Genomic DNA, 20,248 nt, shown 5'->3' with positions numbered 1-20,248 from the left:
TTAATGACTCACCGGTTCCTTATCAGAAATACGCTTTCTGAATACATAGTAGCTCCATATTTGATAGCCAAGAACGAAGGGAAGTAATATTAATGCTACGATGGTCATCACCTTAAGGGTATATGGTCCACTGGAAGCATTCAATATAGTTAAGTTATATTCGGAACTAATTGAACTGACCATTACTCTTGGGAACAGACCAACAAATAACATCGTAACAGTAAATAGCATAGTTGAAGCCGTCATAGTGAAGGCTAAAGCTTCCCTTTTCTTTGCTGAGAATACATAACCTAATACGGTTGTTACAACTGCACCGAGCAGGAATAATGGTGTAGCGAGCGGCCGTACTTCAAATAAGTCTGTCATTGTATAGGTTAGTACGGCGAAAACTATAAGACCTGCTAATAGAATTAAATATATTTTTGATACTAAAGAACGTGCACGATCACGAATCTGCCCCTCTGTCCGAATGCCGATGAATGTTAAACCATGCACAAGGCATAACACAATCATCGCGATTCCGCCAACAATGGAGTAGGGGTCAAAGTAATCTCCAAAGCTAGCATACATATTTTTGGATGCATCAATTGGCATTCCACGTACAAGGCTAGTAAAAAGAACACCCAATACAAAAGCAGGTATTATACTGCCGACAAATATCATCCAATCCCAGAAACTGATCCACTTTTCATGGACTTTATGTCTGAATTCAAAAGCAACTCCTCGTACAATTAAGGCCAGCAGGAATAAAACAAATGGTAGATAGTACCCACTGAACATGGTTGCGTACCATTCAGGGAATGCCGCAAAAATAGCACCGCCTGCAGTAATCAACCATACTTCGTTTGCATCCCAGAAAGGCCCGATGGTAGAAACCAACTGATCCCGCTCTTTTTGATTACGCGCGAGAAAACGAGTGGACATTCCCACGCCAAAGTCAAAGCCTTCAAGAATAAAGAAACCAATAAATAAAACAGCTACAAGGATAAACCATAACTCATTTAGACTCATGCTCCAAAGGCCTCCTTGTCAAATAAATCTACATCTGGTTTTGTATCAGTGGTTTGGTATGGTCCTTTTTTAATTTGTTTCACAATAAGAGTGATTAATACGACAGCAAGAACAGTATAGGCCCCCAAAAATACAATAATCGATGTTAACAGCTGTCCTGCAGTAACATTAGGGGATACGGACTGTGCAGTCGTATATAATCCAAAGACTGTCCAAGGCTGCCGGCCAATTTCAGTCATAATCCAGCCAGCTGTATTGGCGATAAAAGGAAGGGCTATTGCTCCAACCATTGCTTTTAAATAGAGTGATTGATTTATTAGGTTATTTTTCTTGATAAATAATAGTCCTAAGGCTGCTAAGCCCATAATAATAGCACCAGCGAAAACCATAATGCGGAAGCTCCAATAAACAGCTCCTACCGGCGGGATATAATCGCCTTCACCATAAAGCTCTGTGTATTTCTCCTGGAGTGTATTCATTCCTTCTACAGATCCCTCAAAGCTATTATAGGCTAAGATACTTAAAGCATAAGGGATTTCAACAGACCACTTGTTTTCACGGGTTTCTTCATCAATATTAGCAATTAGCGACCAGCTTGCCGGGTCACCGCTATCTTCCCATAAACCTTCACTGGCTGCCATTTTCATAGGCTGTGAGGACATTAAATGCTGTGCCTGCCAGTGACCAGTAAATGCGATTCCAAGTCCTGAGATCATCGCCACAATCATAGCGATTGTAAATGATTTCTTAAATACATCTAAGTTTTGCTTTTTCAATATTTTAAATGCACTGATCCCAGCTACTACGAAGGCTCCGGTTGCAAAAGCCCCAAAGACCGTATGTGGAAATTCAACAAGCAGCTGAGGATTTGTGATAAATGCCCCGAAATCATTTAATACAGCTTTGCCATTCTCAATCGCAATCCCAACTGGTTCCTGCATAAAAGAGTTCGCAGCGAGAATAAACAAGGCAGAAAAAATGGTACCGATTGATACAAGCCATATAGATAGTAAATGAACCCATCTTGGCAATCGGTCACGCCCAAACATCCATACACCAATGAATGTGGATTCTAAAAAGAAAGCCAGTAAGGCTTCAATAGCCAATGGAACACCAAATACATCTCCGACAAAGCGGGAGTATTCTGACCAGTTCATTCCAAACTGGAATTCTTGGATAATTCCTGTAACTACTCCGACAGCAAAAGAGATGAGAAAGATATTTCCCCAAAACTTTGCCATGTCCAAATAAATTTCTTTTTTCTTAAAAAAATACAATGTTTCCATAATAGCAACTAAAAATACCAATCCAATGGATAGTGGTACAAAGAAGAAGTGATAGATTGTAGTTGCTGCATACTGAAACCTAGCGAGATCCAATACTTCCATTTAACTGTTCACACCTTTCAATTCTTATGCATTGTTCATTCATTCACAAAACAGACGAAAAAAAACCATTTATAAAGTGCTGTCACCTCTATTATAAAAGTAACTAATTATTTTTGCGTGAATGAAGAGTTGGCTTAAATAGTTTAAATTGTTTAGTAGGTTATCCCTATGTATATATTAATAATTAGTTAAATTTACAATGACCTTGTTTATATTAGATATAATAGTCCTATAATTTGCAAATATCTATAACTAAACTAAAATTACTATAATTAATTCAAATTTATGAAACAATATTGTCACAAAAGCTGCGCAAACGAATTGTCATTCATTTGCAAATCAGTTGACAAAAAGAACAGCTTGATTTTAATAAATCAAGCTGAAGAGGAAGATCAAGATTAATATTTTACCAACTTGTAGCCTTTTATTTTGCAGATATGATTCATAGCCTGATTAAACGTAGCAAATGTTTCATTCTTTATTTTTGTTCCCTGGTTTACGATTTGGCGGACAAGAGTAGTGGACAGGCCTGTATATATAGCTTCTGTACCCAATAAAGCAAGGGATTGAGAGATGACCTCCAGCTCTGCCACAATATATTCGTCATCCAGTGAAGTTACGCTAGTAAAATCAATCACCATATAGGAAGCCTGTTTATCAGAGCTTTCATATAAAGCCTTCTCTTTGATCTTATGAAGACGATCTTCAGACAAAAATCCAGTAATGGGCATTAAAAGTACATCATCCAGAATTGTTTTGATGATAGGAGCATACATTTCTTCCATCATCGAATGCCCTTTATGTATTTCTTCTTCATAATCGGTTACATCCTTCCAAGTGAGCATATAACCTGTTAAACCATTGTTGAATGTAAAGGGACTTATTGCAATCTTAGCTGTGTATTTATTGAAAAATATAATTCTGCTGGTATTGGGGAAGGAATCGTTTTCGAGTATTGTCCTCTTGCAGTTCCCCCCTTGATCAAATTCTGCTATGTTTCTCCCGATATATTCTTCCTTACTTGATAAACCGGTAAAAGGACTTAGACATTGAATTAATTTGTCAGCGTAACGATTGATAAATATGATGGTTAATTGATCATCACAAATAAAAATATTTTCTCCTACTGCATTTAATAATTGATAAGTCTCCTCTGATTGAAAATATCCCATAACCTGTCTCCTTATTTTCTTCGTGCTGTATTAACTCTCATTATACGGAATAATATTGGATTTATATATTAAAAAGGGTAACCAATCAAGAGGTTCAAGAGGATGAGTAGATAGCATATGGGAGACAGTACTATTATTGAGGAAAATATATATCCAACTGGTAATAAAAGTTGTATACTGAAAATTGTGAAAAGACAGGAGGTTTTTGAATGAATTACTCTCTAACATGGAATTTGGATAACATATTTCCAAATGGCTCTGAGTCACCTGAATTACTATCAAAATTAGCTGAAATCAAAGAGCTGTTAAATACATACAAAGGGGAAGTAAAAGCTTGGCAGGCTCCTTCAGACGTTAGCGGTACCAAAGAGATTGTTTCTATATTAAAACAAACAGAGGTACTGCAAAAAGCAATCTATCAGGTATCGGCATTTCTTGAATGTGCTACTGCCCAAAATGTCCATGATACAAAGGCGGATCAATTAAATGGAGAAGTATACACATTAATAAGTGAATTCGAAACAGTTTTTACAGGATTTACAATTAAACTTGTCCAAATAAATGATGCTGTCTGGCAAGAAATCATCGAACAACCAGAAATTAGTGAAATAGCTTTCTATATTAATGAGCAAAGGGAACATGGTAAGGAACAATTATCGGAAGCTGAAGAAGCACTAATTAATGCATTGCGCGTAGATGGATATGTCGGGTGGAGTACCCATTACGATTCACTTGTAAAAATGATTGAGATTCCTTATACAAATGAAGATGGCGAGACTGTTCATTTATCAGCTGGCCAAGCTTTTAATAAGATGCACGACGATCCTAATCCAGAAGTCCGAGCGGAAATTTTCAAGAAATGGGAAAAAGCCTGGGGAGAAAAAGCCCCTTTGTTTGCTGACACGATTAATCATTTAGGCGGCTTCCGTTTGGCTAATTATAAAATGCATGGTGTTGAAGATTTTATGAAAGAGCCATTGCAGTATAACCGAATGAAGAAAGAAACATTGGATGTAATGTGGGATGTCATTGCAAAAAATAAGCAGCCTTTTGTAGAGTTTCTTAACCGTAAGGCAAAGCTTTTAGGTAAAGAGAAATTGAGCTGGGTAGATGTTGATGCACCGATCGTAACAACGGAACCGATGCATTACACATTTGATGAGGGAGCAAAGTTTATCATCGATAATTTTGCGAAATTCGGTGATGAATTGCCTAAATTTGCCCAGGAAGCATTTGAAAAGGCGTGGATTGAAGCAGAGGATCGTACTGGCAAGCGTCCTGGAGGATTCTGTACTAGCTTTCCTGAAACAAATGAATCACGTATCTTTATGACCTATTCAGGCTCACCAAGCGGTGTAGCAACGCTTGCTCATGAACTAGGTCATGCTTTCCACAGCCATGTATTAAATGATAAGCCATTCTTTAATACAGATTACGCGATGAATGTCGCTGAAACAGCATCTACATTTGCTGAACAAATTTGCTCTGATGCCAGTGTCCGTGCTGCTGTATCGGATGCAGAAAAAATCACATTGCTCGATAACAAAATACTAAATGCAATTGCTATGTTCATGAACATTCATGCCCGTTTTATTTTTGAAAAAAATTATTATACAGAACGCAAAAATGGATTGGTTTCCGTTGAGCGCTTGAACGAAATGATGGCATCTGCACAAAAAGAGGCATATCAAAATTCTCTGAGTGAATATCATCCAACCTTCTGGGCAAGTAAATTGCATTTCTATATTGCAGAAGTGCCATTTTATAATTTCCCGTACACGTTTGGATATTTGTTTAGCTTAGGGATTTATCACTTATCTTTAAAAGAAGGTAAGTCATTTGAAAAGAAATATATTGCATTATTGCAGGATACAGCTGCTATGACAACAGAGGAGCTTGCGATGAAACATTTAGGTGTAGACCTAACGAAACCAGATTTCTGGCAGGCTGGTGTGGATCTTGCAATTGCAGATGTAAATGAATTCCTAGAATTAACGAAATAGAGAGGATAACATCCTTTTCATGGCATTGTCATTCCTTAGAGGGTGGCAATGCTTTTTGACTTTGATAGATCATTCAAGCATGTAAAGAGTAAACTATAGGATAGATGGTTGAAAAGGGGATTAGATATTAAATGGTCATACGTTCATCAAGAATTGAGGACTACGAACAATTAATAGAACTTGAAAATTTGATTTGGAATTATACAAATACACCGATGCCGATCGTTTGGGAATCAGTAGCCGATTATGCTCAGCATTTTCCGCCGGGAAGCATGTTTGTCGCAATTGAGAACGGGAGAGTTGCGGGCTATATGTCTGTTAAATATCCTACTCCGTTGGAGAGCAATTGTCATGTATGGGAAATGGCGATTGGTGTCCATCCTGACTTTCAGGGAAAGAGTATAGGCAGTAAATTACTGCAGTTTTTAGATGAAGAGGGGAAGAAGCGTGGGATTCGAAAAATTTCTTTAAGAGTATTGTCCACAAATACACCAGCTATTTCTTTCTATAAGAGGAATGGCTATATTGAGCAAGGGGTATTAAAGGGAGAATTTTTTCTGAATGGTCAGTATGTGGATGATATACTAATGTATAAAGAACTCGTTGATTAAGAAGGAGAGGTTGTTTGAGTGATTAAAATAGAGCTCGGCACCGAAGGAGATCAAGTGTTTATCCGGGAACATTTAATTGATTTTAATCGCCAAAAACTGCCGGAGCATAATAATACAGCTTATGGGAAAGTCACCTATGTGGTAAAGGACGACCACAATCATATACAGGGCGGAATCGCAGCTCATTACAGCTGGGGAAGAATGCAGATTGATTTCCTGTGGATTGACGATCAATTGCGACAAAAAGGGGTAGGGAAAGAGCTTCTGGCAAGAGTTGAACACTATGCAATAGAAAAAGGATGTACACTTCTGATGTTGGATACATTCAGCTTTCAAGCACCAGATTTCTATAAGAAAAACGGATTTTCCGTATTTGGAGTGATTGAAAATCATCCAGAAGGACATCATCAATAATTTTTACAAAAAAGAATCTGAAGTGTTAATTCATCTAATTGATTATTAAATTCTACTACTAAAATATTACTATATTACAGTGGATGCGGTTAAAATCCGCTGTTTTTATATGGAATAAATCGGAAAAAATGGATTAAAAGCCATTCAGTAGCGAAACTTTCTCTACATAGTTTAGTTTGTAGCAAATTTAACTCCTAACTGCTGAATAAGCTGTAAATCACTCATTTCACACCATTGTTCAGCGATTTTACCATACTCGATTCGAAATATAATGATACCCGTTTCTTTAACCTGTTGATTTTCAGAAGGAATGTCCAGTAATCCGCCTTTATAAATGCTATATCCGCTATAGCGTGCAACGACTTTATCACCTTCTTCAATCGTGTCATGAACGCTCCATTTGCGCTCAACAAAAGAGGTGCAATATCAGGATAACCAAGTTATAAAGTGCTCTATACCGAAATATCCCTCGTCATTTCCTTGGGAATGAGTAATCATATCCTCTGATGCAATATCTTTTAAAATATCTGTATTCCCCCCCCCGTAAATACTTCCCGAAACCATACTTTAACGATTTCTTTTTTATCGACGTTTCGCAAAGCAAACACCTCCATTTCATCTTATTATCCAAATTCGACACATCGCCAAAAAAAACCTGTATTTCCTATCTAAATAAAAGCTGGAATATTGGAATTCAGATAAGTTGCTCACTTTTTTTGATTACTATTTTCTTATATATAGCTTGTTGATTGTTGTTCAATCAGTCATACAGTATTTTGGATGAACTGGCTAATAATACCGGTATGAATAGAAAACTTAGGATTATAAAATAGTTAGGTTGAATACTAAGGATGAGGATGAGGATGATGATTAGCAGTAAATTAGGATTTGGAAGGAGATTCCAAATTGCTATAGTCCTGATTATGGTGGTAATCGTACTCGTTTCGGTAATGACCATCCAGAATTTAAATAGCTCCCGTGAGGACTTATTAGAAATTGTAGAAAATCGATATAAAAAAGTGAATTATACTTATGAGATAGAAAAGAACGTCAGTTCATCAAAAATGTTGGTTGGGAGTATTGCGAATGATCTATCAGGAGTAACATCAGCTACTATACAAGATAAACTTGCTAAAAATCATGTCAAGATTGAAGAACATTTTGCAAAAATCCATGGTATGACACTAAATGAGAAAGCTAGGGAAATATTAATGGATTGCGCATCCCTATATCGAATATACAAAGAAAACGAACGAATAATCATAATGGAACTAATACAAGACAATGAGTACGTTAGCAAAAATTGGGAGATAATGGAAGAATCAAGTTCTAAGCTAACAGAATCAATAGAAGAGTTTATTAGCTATCAAGAGGAGATGATGGAGGGCGCATTTAAACGGGCAAGTGAAAAGTACAATCATTTGTGTCAGGTTGTTTTCTTGTTAACAATAACTTCCTGCGGGTTAATTGGGTTAATTGGATACTGGGTTATTCGTTCAACAACAAAGGACTTAAACCAAATAACAACTGTATTGAAAGAAATTGATTTAAATGATCCATCGACCCTCCACAGGCTTGAAGTAAAAACGGATGATGAAATAGGTCTGATTGCTGAAGCTTTTAATAATATGTCCGTGTCTTTAGAAATCTACAATAAAAATGAGAAAGCGTATTTGAAAGATATCAAGATACAGAACTGGGTACTATCAAAAATTAATGAAATAATAAGCTTAACACAAAGCGTCTTTGATATAAATGAATTTGCAGATCGTCTTCAAGGTAAGTTGTCTCCATTAGTAGGAGCTTCGATTGGGGCGCTCTATTTGAGGGGTCAAGCTGATGAAACATGTTTTTATCGTGCAGCATCCTATGGTGATGGTGGAAAAGATCAATTTAAAGTTGGTGAGGGGATTATTGGGCAGGCTGCTATTGATCAAAAAATAGTTCTATTAGAAGATATCCCGGAAGATTACCAACTACTTTCAACGGGCTTATGTGAGGCAAAACCTAAAGCTTTCTTAATTGTCCCAATCATTTATGAAAATAACACGATTGGGATCCTTGAATTTGCAAGTATAACAGGCTTTTCAGATATACAATACCAAGCCATTCAGCAGGTAAATGAATCTCTTGGTTTGGCCATACACAGTGTTCTGAATAGAATGGAAATTGAATGCTTGCTAAATGAGTCAAAAGCAATGACTGAAGAATTGCAGGTTCAGACGGAAGAGCTTCATTCACAGTCAGAAGAATTAATGACGATAAATGAACTTCTGGAAGAACGTGAGCAAGAAGCTATACAGAAAACGAAGGAACTCGAACAGTCTCAGGAAGAATTAAGAATTAAGAATGAACAATTAATGCAAAGTTCAAATTATAAATCTGAATTTCTTGCGAATATAAGCCATGAACTTCGTACTCCTTTAAATAGTATTTTAATTCTTGCCGAGATGTTAATAGACGTAGATAGTGATTGTTTTTCAGCAGAGGAAAAAGAGTATATTGAATATATTTATTCGGCTGCAAACAGTTTAACATCTTTAATTAACGATATACTTGACCTTTCAAAAATAGAAGCTGGAAAGTCTGAAATCACATATAGCAAAATGAACATCAGTGAGTTAGTTGAAACCTTAAATATATTTTCGCCACAAGCCGAAAGAAAACAACTTGGATTCACAATTGAAATAGATGAAAATCTACCTTCCTATTTCTATACAGATGTACAAAAAATTCAGCAGATCGTAAAAAACTTACTATCCAATGCTATTAAGTTCACAGAACGAGGAAAAGTGTCTGTGAAGGTGGAAAAAATAATCCATACATGTGATGAAAAAGATAACCATAATACCACTCAAACTGACGAGTGGATAAAAATTGTTGTCATGGATACAGGTATAGGAATCCATAAAGATAAGCAACAAACCATTTTTGAGGCCTTTCAACAGGGAGACGGATCTACTGTACAAAAATATGGTGGAACAGGCTTAGGTTTATCAATCTGCAAAAAATTATCCTATTTGCTTAACGGTCATATATTTGTTGAAAGTGAAGTAGGGAAAGGTAGTACGTTTACTCTTTATATACCGTATCTACAGAATCAGGAAAATATTAATGTAAATCAAGGGGATCAATATCATCAGATGATAGCAGAAGTGGCTGCGGCTAAAGAACCAAATGATATCCAATTGGACATACTCCATGGAAAAAGAGTGCTTATTACAGATGATGATCAGCGTAACATATACTCACTAAAAGCAATTCTTGAAAAAAAGAAAATGGAAGTCTTAGTAGCTCATAATGGAATCGAATGCTTGGAGATTCTAAAAAAGGATTGCCAGATTGATATGATCCTGATGGATATTATGATGCCTGAATTGAACGGATATGAGACGATGAAACGTATCCGTCAGAATTCAGAGTTTGCATCACTACCGATTATTGCCTTAACAGCAAAAGGAATGAAGGGCGATCGTGAAAAATGCTTAGCGGCTGGTGCATCAGACTATATCAGTAAACCAATTAACCTGGAGCAATTAATATCCGTGATGAGAGTATGGATGAATTAAAAGGAAAATAGATCAGGATTCATTTCAAAAAGTTAATGTTTTTGCCGCTCAATTGGAGTCAATTTGAGCGGCTTTTTTTATGGAAGGACAGAAAAGAAATCTTCTGTAATATAGGTTTATTCTCTACTAGTAGTAGGTTCATTCAGTAGACTTGGAGTCAAATCATTGATTGTTAATTTGTGCTTCTATGGCACTAATTCCTCTTTGAAGGATTTTAATTTTCTAATCTATTTTAGTTCTTTATCATAAATCACAAGCATAGAGGGAATGGTTGTTTTCCTGCTTCACGAATAATATTTTTAACAATTAGGAGGGTTTTAAGCTCTCTTTCTTGAACATAAGTAGTCAAATCGTTTTATAGTTTAAAGGGGGATCGGTATGAATGAGATTGTTGATTACTATAGTGAATTTGATGAGTGGGGCAGATTAGACAGGGAACCAATTGAGTTTCAGGTGAATTGGCATTATATTAAAAAATATTTAACTCCATCAGGTACTGTTTTGGACAATGGAGCAGGCCCAGGGAAATATTCGCTTAAGCTGGCTGAAGAGGGGTATCGCGTTACCCTGTCGGATCTGACACCGAGCTTGGTTGATATTGCTGAAGATAAAGCGCGGGAATTGGGACTGTTTGCCCAATTTGATGGGTTTTATAACATAGATGCAAGAGACCTGTCTGCAATAGAAGATGAACAATTCGATGCTTCATTAATGCTAGGGCCACTATACCATTTGCAGCAGGAAGAGGATCGATTGATGGCGGTAAAAGAATTATATCGTGTAACCAAGAAAAACGGCCTTGTTTTCATAGCATTTATGCCAAGAGTAAAGCACATGTTAAATTCACTCATCTGTCCTGAACATTGGCGGCCAAACAACACGGTGGATGCCATTCGACAGTTTACCGAAACCGGCTGTTTTAATCATGCAGATAGTGGGAGATTTACGGGTGCATACTATTATCGTGTAGAAGATATAGATCCATTTATGAAATCAAGTGGATTTGAAAAAGTAGCTTTAATAGGATCTAATATAGGTTCTATGGTTACAAATCATCAGTGGAATTATTGGAGAGAGAAGGGTGAAGGCGAAATGGGAAAAATAGTAGACCTGTTGATTGAGTATGCAAAGGAACCATCTCTGCTCGGTACATCATCACATTTACTTTATATTGGTCTGAAAAAATGAAGAATAGAGCTGCCAACTAGTGTGACAGCTCTATCCTTATATCATCTCGATTAGATAAATGTAGTAATATCTTCTACAGGTAAGCGTACGGTTTTAAAGTAATGATCTCCCTCTGCTTTACCAATTGCGATTAATACTAATGGAATATATCTTTCGTCCACATTGAAATTTTTAGCAAAAGCAGTTTTATCGAAGCCGCCCATCGTAATGGTATCCAGCCCACGATTTTTCGCTATCAGCATTAATTGCATGGAAACAAGACCGGCATCAAAGCTTGCCATATTAGCTCTTGTTTCTAAAGGTGCACCTGGATAGACCCGTTTAACATCATTCACGAGCCTTTGTCTATTTTCTTCGTCAACATAGCCTGCTTCAAACATCATATCGTAGATTTGATCTGCTTTTTTATACATTTCAGTATCCCCAAGGACAGCAATAACAGCAGATGCATTTTCAGCCACCTTTGCATTGTTACCATATAAGGCAAGATCTTTCTTTCTATCCTCATCTTTAACTACGATGAAGCTCCAAGCCTGCATATTGCTAGAAGATGGAGCTAAAGTAGCTTCCTCAAGGATGCTTTTTAATTCTTCTTCGGAAATTTTAAAAGAAGCATCATACTGTCTGATCGAATGACGTTCCTTAATAATCGTTGATAAATCTTTATGTACATTTGACAAAGTAAATCCCCCACAGTTCCATAAATAAAGTTATTATTATATGCTTTGCTTATTTTTAGTAAGTAACAAGTAAATTGTAATGTTGCAACTTACATTTGTCAACTCAATCGCCAGTTAGGAACGCAAACGATATGGATTGTGAAAAAACATGAAGAAAACTAACTTTTTTTTAGGCAACTCCGTATATCTATATTCGAATAAGTGAACATCAATCTACCATTTTGCTATATGGTCTTCAATACAGCCAAGCATTTGCTTGATTGTCAGGATAGTGCTGTCCGGTAAGCGTATTTCTCCGTTATAATAGCCTACCATTTGATGTACTTCTGATTTCACTATAATAGCATCAGTCTTGGCGATCCGTTCATATAGAGGTGTAAAGGTGAGCCTTACACAATCAGTCGCCAAAGAGTCAATCTTCCATGGCTGCATGAAATCATGTTTATTATAGTGAAATTTCATATCTTCACTGATTTTTGTCAGCCGTCCATTAACTAATACGGCATTTTCATTAAAGCCTGTCCCATCAGTCCATTGTCCGCCAAAATTTAGACCAATTACATCATTTCCTTGTTTACCAGATGCCATTCCCCAATTCCAGGTACAGTTTCTTGGCCAGATACCTCGTCCGTAATCTAAGCTGGCATAGCTTTCATCAGGAGTAAATTGATAGGTTTTAGACCCAATAGTCAGCGTCCCTTTAGTAGGAAGACAGTGCATTTTCGTTGTTAATTGAAATGTTTGATCACTCCAGGGTATGACAACACTCAACGAATCCGTTTCAGGATAGCTAATTTCAAAGTTTGCCAGCAACGGTTTTTTGTTGAAATTAGGAATCTCTACGTTCAGCTGAAAACGATTATTTTCCCATAATATAGCGATGTCCATTTGTTTGGAGGTGAGTTTAGTACTCGCCAATACATCATTAGGGAGCGCTTTATTACTTTTAAAAGGAAATAAGGCTGTTTTCTCAAAAAATGTCTTGGTGTTTAAATCGAGATAATAAACAAAGCAAACCATTGCGAAATCTAAATGGCTGATTGTAGCCGAAAAAAGAACATCTTTATTTGTTATACACCAATAGTTCCATTTCTTTTTACGAAGAAAGCGTCCAGTGACATTTCCGCTGATAAGAGGCTTTCTCGACCAGCCTATGCTATCAGGTATTAAATTACCTTTTTCATCGCATAAATGAACTGGTTCTATTATTTCTCTTTCATTATATATATGACTCATCCTTAACAACCTTTCTATTAGAATTACTATTTGTAGTACAGATTTATTATTAATTTATCATTAGAGGGAAGGTGAGTCTATTGGTGAAAAAACAGCGAGCGGGTAATAGAACCCGCTCGCTGAATCTTAATTAGCGTATAATCGCTTATAACTATCAAAATGTTTTTTATAATAGCTGTTGTTTGTACTAGTAATACGTACTCCGCTGTTATCAGCATGAATAAATTCATTATTTCCTAGATAGATGCCTAAATGGGAGATTCCTTTCTTATATGTACCGGAAAAGAAAATGAGATCTCCAGGCTGAGGAGAACTTACATAATAGGAACGATTAAAGAAACCTTCAGCCGTGTATCTTGGCATAGAATGTCCCGCTTTATTAAAGACATAATAAAGAAAACCGCTGCAATCGAACCCAGATGGTGTTGTTCCTCCCCACACATATTTTGTGCCGATCAAGCTTTTACTGATGGAAATCAGATTAGATGTAAAAGCTGAGTTTCCTATTGTTTCCTGAGCGGAAGAAGACCCGCTTGAAGGTTCGGAAACAGAAGGCAAATCACTTGCTGCCTTTGAAATTTTCAGCTTTTGCCCCACATAAATCACATCAGATTTTAACCCATTCATCGATTTGATTTGTGAAACGGTCAAGGAATAGGTTTTAGCAATCTTACTTAGCGTATCCCCCGACTTAACTGTATAGGTCGTTGAAGTAGCAGTACTGCCGGAAGAGCTTGAAGAGCTGCTTGACCCTGTAGTAGTAGAAGGCTTAGACACCTTTAACACTTGGTTAGGGTAAATAATTGTACTGGATAGGTTATTCCAGCTCTTAAGTTGACTGACTGTAATTGAATGCTTGTTGGCAATTTTACTTAACGTATCGCCAGATTTCACCGTATAAGTAGTAGCGGATGAACTACTGCTGGAAGAACTTGTAGAACTTGAACTGCTAGATCCAGTAGTAGTTGAAGACTTAGTCACCTTTAACGTTTGATTCGGATAAATAACTGTACTCGATAGGTTGTTCCAGCTCATAAGCTGACTGACCGTAGTTGAATATTTACGGGCGATTTTACTTAATGTGTCTCCTGACTTTACCGTATATGTCTGATTGGTAGACACTGATGTACTTCCGGAAGAAGAATGATTGGTGCTTGATGAGGATCCGGAAGCACCTTCGGCCACTTTAATAATTTGACCAGGGTAAATGAGATCATTCTTTAAATCATTCCAGCTCTTTAGTTTACTTACAGTCGTAGAGTGCTTAGCAGCTATTGCTGATAAAGTATCTCCTGATTTAATGGTGTAAGTTTTAGAACTGATAGAACGTTCGGTAATACCGGATGATGATGTACTACTAGATACTGTGATGACTTGGTTTGGATAAATAATGTCACCTGTCAAATCATTCAACTTCTTTAAATTCGAAACCGTTGTTTTGAATTTTGAGGCAATAAAAGAAAGTGTATCCCCCTTTTTAACTGTATATGTCGATGCTGCAGAGGCTTCTTGAGCAAAAGCAGTCGACATGATTGCAGCTGCAGTGAGGGTCACAACTTTTATATGCTTCATTTGAATCAACTCCTTTACTAGCTATTTGATAAAAATACAATATCGTTATTATATTAGCATAGTAAAATTTTAGATTAAAGTTATAAGTATTAATTTTCGCTGTTGTAAGAATATGAGATTAATAAAATTTAGAAATAAAACTTACTATTTTTTATTTTTTTAGAATAATTAACAATAGGAGGAATTTAATACCTGGGTAGGGGGTGAGTGAATATTCTGGTTGCAGACGTACAAATTTAGGGAAGTGTATAATCGATGTAAATTATATTATAGTGAACCATTAGGCAGTTATATATAAACGTGTTAGAAAAAACAAAGAATTAAGCTCAGCAGTTATCCAAAGAAATTAGATATTAGCTTTAACAGTAAGTTATATGCGGATTTTGTGCATATAAAAAAGAATGACCAGAAACAAGGTCATTCTTTCTTTTTGCTTACGCAACATCCTTAATAGTTGCATTCTTTTTCCAAAAGCCTAAAAGAACAGCTGTTACTAGTGAACCAATTAGTATGGCTAAAAGGTACATAAAAGGATTATCTATTAATCCAACAACGAAGATACCACCGTGTGGAGCTGGAGTCGAACAGCCAAATGCTGCAGATAAGGCTCCAGCCGTGGCAGCGCCTATTACAGAACTGACGATGACTCGAATTGGATCTGCTGCTGCAAAGGGGATTGCTCCTTCCGTGATGAAGGAAGCACCCATAACATAGTTTGTAAGACCAGACTTACGTTCCGAGTCAGTGTATTTATGTTTAAAGAATGTAGTGGATAGTGCGATACCAAGCGGTGGGACCATTCCTCCAGCCATAACAGCAGCATGGGGGACACCATTGCCGGCAGCAATTGCTGCTATACCAAATGTGAAAGCAGCCTTATTGATAGGACCTCCCATATCGACAGCCATCATACCGCCGACGATTAAACCAAGGAACACTGCGTTTGTACCGCTTAAGTTTTCAAGCCAATTAGTCAGCCCTTTATTCATGGCCACAACCGGGTCATTAATGATGAATATCATAATTAGACCGGTAATTAATAGGCCAAATAAAGGATATAGCAGTACTGGTTTGATACCTTCCAAAGAAGTTGGCAGCCAATTGAAAGCTCTTTTCACACCAAGAGTTACATACCCTGCAAGGAAACCAGCGATTAATCCGCCAAGGAAGCCTGCGCCTGCCGTTGCAGCTAATAAGCCGCCGACCATACCGGGCATGAAACCTGGGCGATCTGCAATCGAGCTGGCAATGAAACCAGCAAGTACAGGTACTAATAAGAAGAACGCACCCTTGTCTCCGCCGCCAATGGTATTGAGTGCTGCAGCAAATTCATTGTAGCCCGGTGTCGTTGGATCGGTTGGGTTAATTCCGCCAAATAAGAAGGAAAGGGCAATTAAGAGACCGCCGCCGACAACGAATGGAAGCATATTACTTACACCGCTCATGAGATGTTTATATATTTGAGCGCCTATCCCTTTTTTCTCCTGATTCCCGCTATCCTGATTAGTGGATCCGCCTTTGGCTTCGTAAATTGGGGCATCCTGTTTTAAAGCACGGTTAATTAGTTCTTCGGGCTTGCGGATTCCTTGTGCTACAGGAACTTGAATCACATGTTTGCCATTGAAACGATTCATTTCAACGTTTTTGTCTGCAGCAACAATGATTGCACTTGCTTTTTGAATATCTTCAGCAGTGAGAGGGTTTTTGATTCCGGTGGAACCATTTGTTTCTACTTTAATATTTACATTCATTTCTTTCGCTTTTGCTTTTAAGGCATCCGCTGCCATATAGGTGTGCGCAATTCCAGTTGGACAGGCAGTGACGGCTAACACATAACCTTCTTCATTTGCCTCTGCAGTATCCGGTGCAGGTTGATCTTTTGAATCTTCATTTTCAAGCTCATTCTGTTTGGCATCAATAATAGAGAGGATTTCATCCTCTGAAGAAGCTTTCAAAATAGCCTGACGGAAATCATCATACATTAGCATAGAGGAAAGCTTTGATAATGTATCAAGATGAGTATCGTTTGCTCCGTCAGGCGCGGCTATCATAAAGAACAGGCGAGCAGGCTGCCCATCCAATGATTCATAATCAATTCCGTTAATGGAACGACCGAAACATAGGGCCGCTTCTTTAACAGCTGCCGATTTAGCATGGGGGATTGCAATCCCTTCACCGATACCGGTTGTGCTTTGCTCTTCACGTTTCATGATTGCTTCATGATATCCTTTACGATCTTTCAGTTTGCCTGCTTGATCTAGTTTGCTGACAAGTTCAGCAATAACTTCTTTTTTGTTACTGGATGAAAGATTCAGGATAATAGTATCTTTCTTTAACAGGTCTGTGATTCTCATGGTTTCACTTCCTTATAGTTTTTGAATTTCAACTTGCGGGAGAAGAGCTTCGATATGTTCTTTTTCGGCAAGGTCGTAGTTGAATGCTGTTGCACTTCCAGAGGCAACTCCATATTGAAATGCTTTTTGTATATCCTTCGTTTGATCCCACTTCCCGATAAATCCAGCTACTAAAGAATCGCCTGCACCAGTAGAGTTTTTTACATCTCCTTTTGGAATCGTAGCTGTATAAACTCCATCGTGATTAATAAGTAAAGCTCCTTCGCCTGCCATAGAAACAATTACGTTTTTAGCACCTTGCTCAACAAGAATGCTACCGTACTGAATGGCCTCTTTGGTTGTTTCTATTTTCGTATCAAATAGTTCCCCAAGTTCATGATGATTTGGTTTCACAAGAAAAGGATGTTCTTTTACAACATCGAGTAAGGTTTTTCCGCTTGCATCTACGACTACTTGTATACCTTGTGCTGCATATTCCCTTGTTAACTGCTGATACAAATCTGGCGAAATGGAAGGAGGGATGCTGCCTGACAAAACGAGAATATCCTCCTTAGTCATCTTTGAAAGCTTTTGACGGAGTTCATCCATTTTTTCGGCGCTTATGTATGGCCCTAATCCATTAATTTCAGTTTCTTGCCCAGTTTTTAGCTTTATATTGATTCGGGAATCTTCATCGACATTGATAAAATCTTCAGGTACGTTCTCTTTTCTCAAAGCATCGAGAATGAATCCACCCGGAAATCCACCGCTAAAACCAAGTGCGGTTGTTTTTGAACCAATTCGGGAGAGGATACGTGAAACATTTATTCCTTTTCCTCCTGGATATTTAGCTTCTTTGCGCATTCGATTTAAGCCGCCAAGTTGAAAATGATCAACCTCTACGATGAAATCCACCGATGGATTTAGTGTTACGGTATAGATCATGATTTCACTACCTTTATTTTTGTATTCATCTTATACTTAGCCAATTTGGCTGAATCCATCCCGCTGGTAATTATAGTTGCTTGATTCAGTTCAGCCACTCTGGCAAAGGATGTTTCATCAAATTTACTGAAATCGGCTAATATAAAAGCTTCTTTCGATAAATCGATGGCTGATCTTTTTAATATAGCTTCCTCTGGGTCAGGTGTACTGAAGCCCCAATCTGGATGAATGCCGTTTATTCCGAGAAAAACTTTATCAAACCGGTAGTTGTTTATATTATTGATAGCCTGACTGCCAATTATTGCATTTGTAGATTTCTTGATGCGGCCACCAATTAAATACGTAATAATATTGCTTTTCTGAAGTGCAGCTGCCTGCATAATCCCATTTGTGACGACTGTAACGGGTTTATTTTGAATGAAGGGAATCATAGCAAGGGTTGTTGTACCAGCATCAAGATAAATACAATCACCATCATCAATCATACTTACAGCTTCTTTGGCGATTGCTTTTTTTTCGCTTGTTCTGGAAGTGGATTTCTCCAGAATCGTTGGTTCAATGCTGCGTTTTTTCACAAGTTCAGCTCCGCCATGTACTCTCTTTAAAATAGACATGTCTTCCAATTGGCTTAAGTCTCTGCGAATTGTGGATTCTGATGTATGTAATTCTTTTACTAGCTCCTGTATTTTGATGAAGCCATTTTGGTTGATTTTTTCGATGATATATTGCTGTCTTTCTGAAGTCAGCAATCCAATCACCTCCCTACCGTTTAAATATAATGTGTTTATAAATAAAAATCAATCAAATTCATTCAAAATCAATCAAAAAGATTCATGAAGTTTTTAAAAACTATCATAGGGTTAATTCTTTATAGCACCTGAGATGGTTTTTAGATAAAATCCATTATTTAATAAGATGGGTTTAGTATAATCAAATAGAAGAATTTATATTTTGGGGTAACAAAATTGTCTATATCACAATAAAGAGGGTAACTTTATCAATAGAAACAGAAGGGGCAACTTGAGAAGGGGGTTAGTAGAAGATGATTGTATTATTTGATGGGGAATGCAATTTTTGCGATAAGAGTGTTCAATTTATCATTAAAAGAGACCCGAAAGGAATTTTTGTTTTTGCCTCCCTGCAGAGTGAAGCAGGCCAGCAGTTATTAAAGGAATACCATGTTCCTGAAGGAATAGACAGCTTAATTTTACTTGAACCAGATAATCACAAATACTATATGAAGTCTTCGGCTGCCTTAAGGATATGTAAACATTTATCGGGTTTATGGAGTATGTTGTATGTCTTTAAGCTGGTTCCAAGAACTATTAGAGATAGAGTGTATGATTTAATTGCGAGAAACAGAATTAAATGGTTCGGTAGTAAAGATCAGTGTATGTTGCCTTCACCGGAAATTCGAAAAAGGTTTTTATGATGGGTTCTACATCAAAAAAATCCACTTTCGCAGGCGAAAGTGGATTTAATCATTTATTAAAGCATACCATCCAGCAATAATACACGAGACGGAGCAGCATCAATGCCTACCAATTTAAGCGGTGCTGCGACCATAAAGTATTCACCGGCAGGGACATCTTTCAAGCGCAAACCTTCAATAACAATTACATCGTTTGCAAACAGGGTTCGGTGAGTAGGGTGTCCAGGTTGAGCACGTTCAACACCAAGCCCATCGATACCAACACCATTAATGCCAATCTCAGACACATGCTTCGCACCAGACTCACCTAGCGCGATAAATTCAAAGTTAAATTCTTCATCGAAAGAGTTTTTTGTTTTTAAAAGAATGAAGTCACCTTTTTCAATAGGTAAAGACTCAAGATCTTCTTTTTCAACTAACCCTGTTACATGAGTTAAATCAAATACTTTACACTTACCAACGAGACGTTCAAGTCCAATTGTTTCAATAGTAGCACCATCATTCATCATATGAAGCGGGGCATCTGTATGAGTTCCGACATGGGCATCAAGAGTAATGCGGGATTCGGTAACATGTCCGTTTGTTACAGTGTTGAAAACTGGCTGTTTGTCCTCAATATTTTTATAAACGGGCATTCCAGTGTAAATTGGCATAGAAACATCATAAATTTTCATATTGGTTTCTCCTCCACAAC

The 20,248-nt window shown here is 37.4% G+C and carries 16 protein-coding genes and 1 pseudogene; 6 read left to right on the top strand and 11 right to left on the bottom strand.

What is annotated here, in order from left to right; all coding sequences use genetic code 11:
* From cydB to FHY47_RS07720, 3 genes are all read right to left on the bottom strand, one after another.
* Complete coding sequence (cydB, locus tag FHY47_RS07730) at nucleotides 1-1,011, bottom strand: cytochrome d ubiquinol oxidase subunit II (RefSeq protein ID WP_066104733.1); 1,011 nt, start codon at nucleotides 1,009-1,011, stop codon at nucleotides 1-3.
* A complete protein-coding gene (locus FHY47_RS07725) occupies nucleotides 1,008-2,399 on the bottom strand; it encodes a cytochrome ubiquinol oxidase subunit I (RefSeq protein WP_066104730.1) in 1,392 nt (463 codons plus the stop codon). The genes cydB and FHY47_RS07725 overlap by 4 nt, the downstream gene beginning before the upstream one ends.
* A 398-nt stretch (nucleotides 2,400-2,797) precedes the next feature.
* A complete protein-coding gene (locus FHY47_RS07720) occupies nucleotides 2,798-3,571 on the bottom strand; it encodes a hypothetical protein (protein WP_066104727.1) in 774 nt (257 codons plus the stop codon).
* Between the two features lie 209 nt (nucleotides 3,572-3,780).
* Here FHY47_RS07720 and FHY47_RS07715 point away from each other — a divergent pair, with 209 nt between their 5' ends.
* The 3 genes from FHY47_RS07715 (at nucleotide 3,781) to FHY47_RS07705 (ending at nucleotide 6,599) form a co-directional block, all read left to right on the top strand.
* Nucleotides 3,781-5,574 (top strand): M3 family oligoendopeptidase, encoded by a 1,794-nt coding sequence (locus FHY47_RS07715; protein ID WP_066104724.1) that lies wholly within the window; start codon nucleotides 3,781-3,783, stop codon nucleotides 5,572-5,574.
* A gap of 131 nt (nucleotides 5,575-5,705) precedes the next feature.
* Nucleotides 5,706-6,185 carry a GNAT family N-acetyltransferase gene (locus FHY47_RS07710; protein ID WP_148630069.1) on the top strand — a complete coding sequence of 160 codons (480 nt, stop codon included), beginning with the start codon at nucleotides 5,706-5,708 and terminating at the stop codon, nucleotides 6,183-6,185.
* Between the two features lie 18 nt (nucleotides 6,186-6,203).
* Entirely contained in the window at nucleotides 6,204-6,599 is a 396-nt protein-coding gene (locus FHY47_RS07705; protein WP_148630067.1) for a GNAT family N-acetyltransferase, read from the top strand.
* Between the two features lie 171 nt (nucleotides 6,600-6,770).
* On the opposite strand, the pseudogene FHY47_RS19505 reads toward FHY47_RS07705, so the two are convergent.
* Nucleotides 6,771-6,995: pseudogene (locus FHY47_RS19505) on the bottom strand (ester cyclase); the annotation flags it as partial.
* Between the two features lie 470 nt (nucleotides 6,996-7,465).
* On the opposite strand from FHY47_RS19505, the gene FHY47_RS07695 reads away from it, so the two are divergent.
* Complete coding sequence (locus FHY47_RS07695; RefSeq protein ID WP_187393456.1) at nucleotides 7,466-10,168, top strand: ATP-binding protein; 2,703 nt, start codon at nucleotides 7,466-7,468, stop codon at nucleotides 10,166-10,168.
* A 378-nt stretch (nucleotides 10,169-10,546) separates the two neighbouring features.
* The gene (locus tag FHY47_RS07690; RefSeq protein WP_066104713.1) at nucleotides 10,547-11,356 is read left to right on the top strand and encodes a class I SAM-dependent methyltransferase; all 810 of its coding nucleotides are present in this window, start codon (nucleotides 10,547-10,549) and stop codon (nucleotides 11,354-11,356) included.
* Between the two features lie 50 nt (nucleotides 11,357-11,406).
* Here the strand turns inward: FHY47_RS07690 and FHY47_RS07685 are convergent, their stop codons facing one another.
* The 6 genes from FHY47_RS07685 to FHY47_RS07660 form a co-directional block, all read right to left on the bottom strand.
* Nucleotides 11,407-12,036: a nitroreductase family protein gene (locus FHY47_RS07685; protein ID WP_066104710.1), complete on the bottom strand. Its 630-nt coding sequence runs from the start codon at nucleotides 12,034-12,036 to the stop codon at nucleotides 11,407-11,409.
* 213 nt (nucleotides 12,037-12,249) lie between these two features.
* On the bottom strand, nucleotides 12,250-13,272 hold the full coding sequence (locus tag FHY47_RS07680; protein WP_148630063.1) for a DUF2804 domain-containing protein: 1,023 nt from the start codon (nucleotides 13,270-13,272) through the stop codon (nucleotides 12,250-12,252).
* A 126-nt stretch (nucleotides 13,273-13,398) separates the two neighbouring features.
* Nucleotides 13,399-14,844: a peptidoglycan endopeptidase gene (locus tag FHY47_RS07675; protein WP_140462059.1), complete on the bottom strand. Its 1,446-nt coding sequence runs from the start codon at nucleotides 14,842-14,844 to the stop codon at nucleotides 13,399-13,401.
* Between the two features lie 434 nt (nucleotides 14,845-15,278).
* Entirely contained in the window at nucleotides 15,279-17,198 is a 1,920-nt protein-coding gene (locus tag FHY47_RS07670) for a PTS fructose transporter subunit IIABC (protein ID WP_139892428.1), read from the bottom strand.
* Between the two features lie 12 nt (nucleotides 17,199-17,210).
* Complete coding sequence (gene pfkB / locus FHY47_RS07665; RefSeq protein ID WP_139892427.1) at nucleotides 17,211-18,122, bottom strand: 1-phosphofructokinase; 912 nt, start codon at nucleotides 18,120-18,122, stop codon at nucleotides 17,211-17,213.
* Nucleotides 18,119-18,871, bottom strand: coding sequence for a DeoR/GlpR family DNA-binding transcription regulator (locus FHY47_RS07660; RefSeq protein WP_139892426.1), 753 nt, complete (start codon nucleotides 18,869-18,871; stop codon nucleotides 18,119-18,121). The genes pfkB and FHY47_RS07660 overlap by 4 nt, the downstream gene beginning before the upstream one ends.
* Before the next feature lie 293 nt (nucleotides 18,872-19,164).
* On the opposite strand from FHY47_RS07660, the gene FHY47_RS07655 reads away from it, so the two are divergent.
* Nucleotides 19,165-19,554 (top strand): thiol-disulfide oxidoreductase DCC family protein, encoded by a 390-nt coding sequence (locus FHY47_RS07655; RefSeq protein ID WP_139892425.1) that lies wholly within the window; start codon nucleotides 19,165-19,167, stop codon nucleotides 19,552-19,554.
* Between the two features lie 56 nt (nucleotides 19,555-19,610).
* Here the strand turns inward: FHY47_RS07655 and FHY47_RS07650 are convergent, their stop codons facing one another.
* Entirely contained in the window at nucleotides 19,611-20,228 is a 618-nt protein-coding gene (locus tag FHY47_RS07650) for a cyclase family protein (RefSeq protein ID WP_066104694.1), read from the bottom strand.
* Nucleotides 20,229-20,248 lie beyond the last annotated feature (20 nt).

Source organism: Bacillus sp. E214, from assembly GCF_008087365.1.
Taxonomy (GTDB): Bacteria; Bacillota; Bacilli; order Bacillales; family Pradoshiaceae; genus Pradoshia.
The sequence above is the reverse complement of the archived record's forward strand: the minus strand, read 5'-3'. Positions and strand labels throughout refer to the sequence as shown.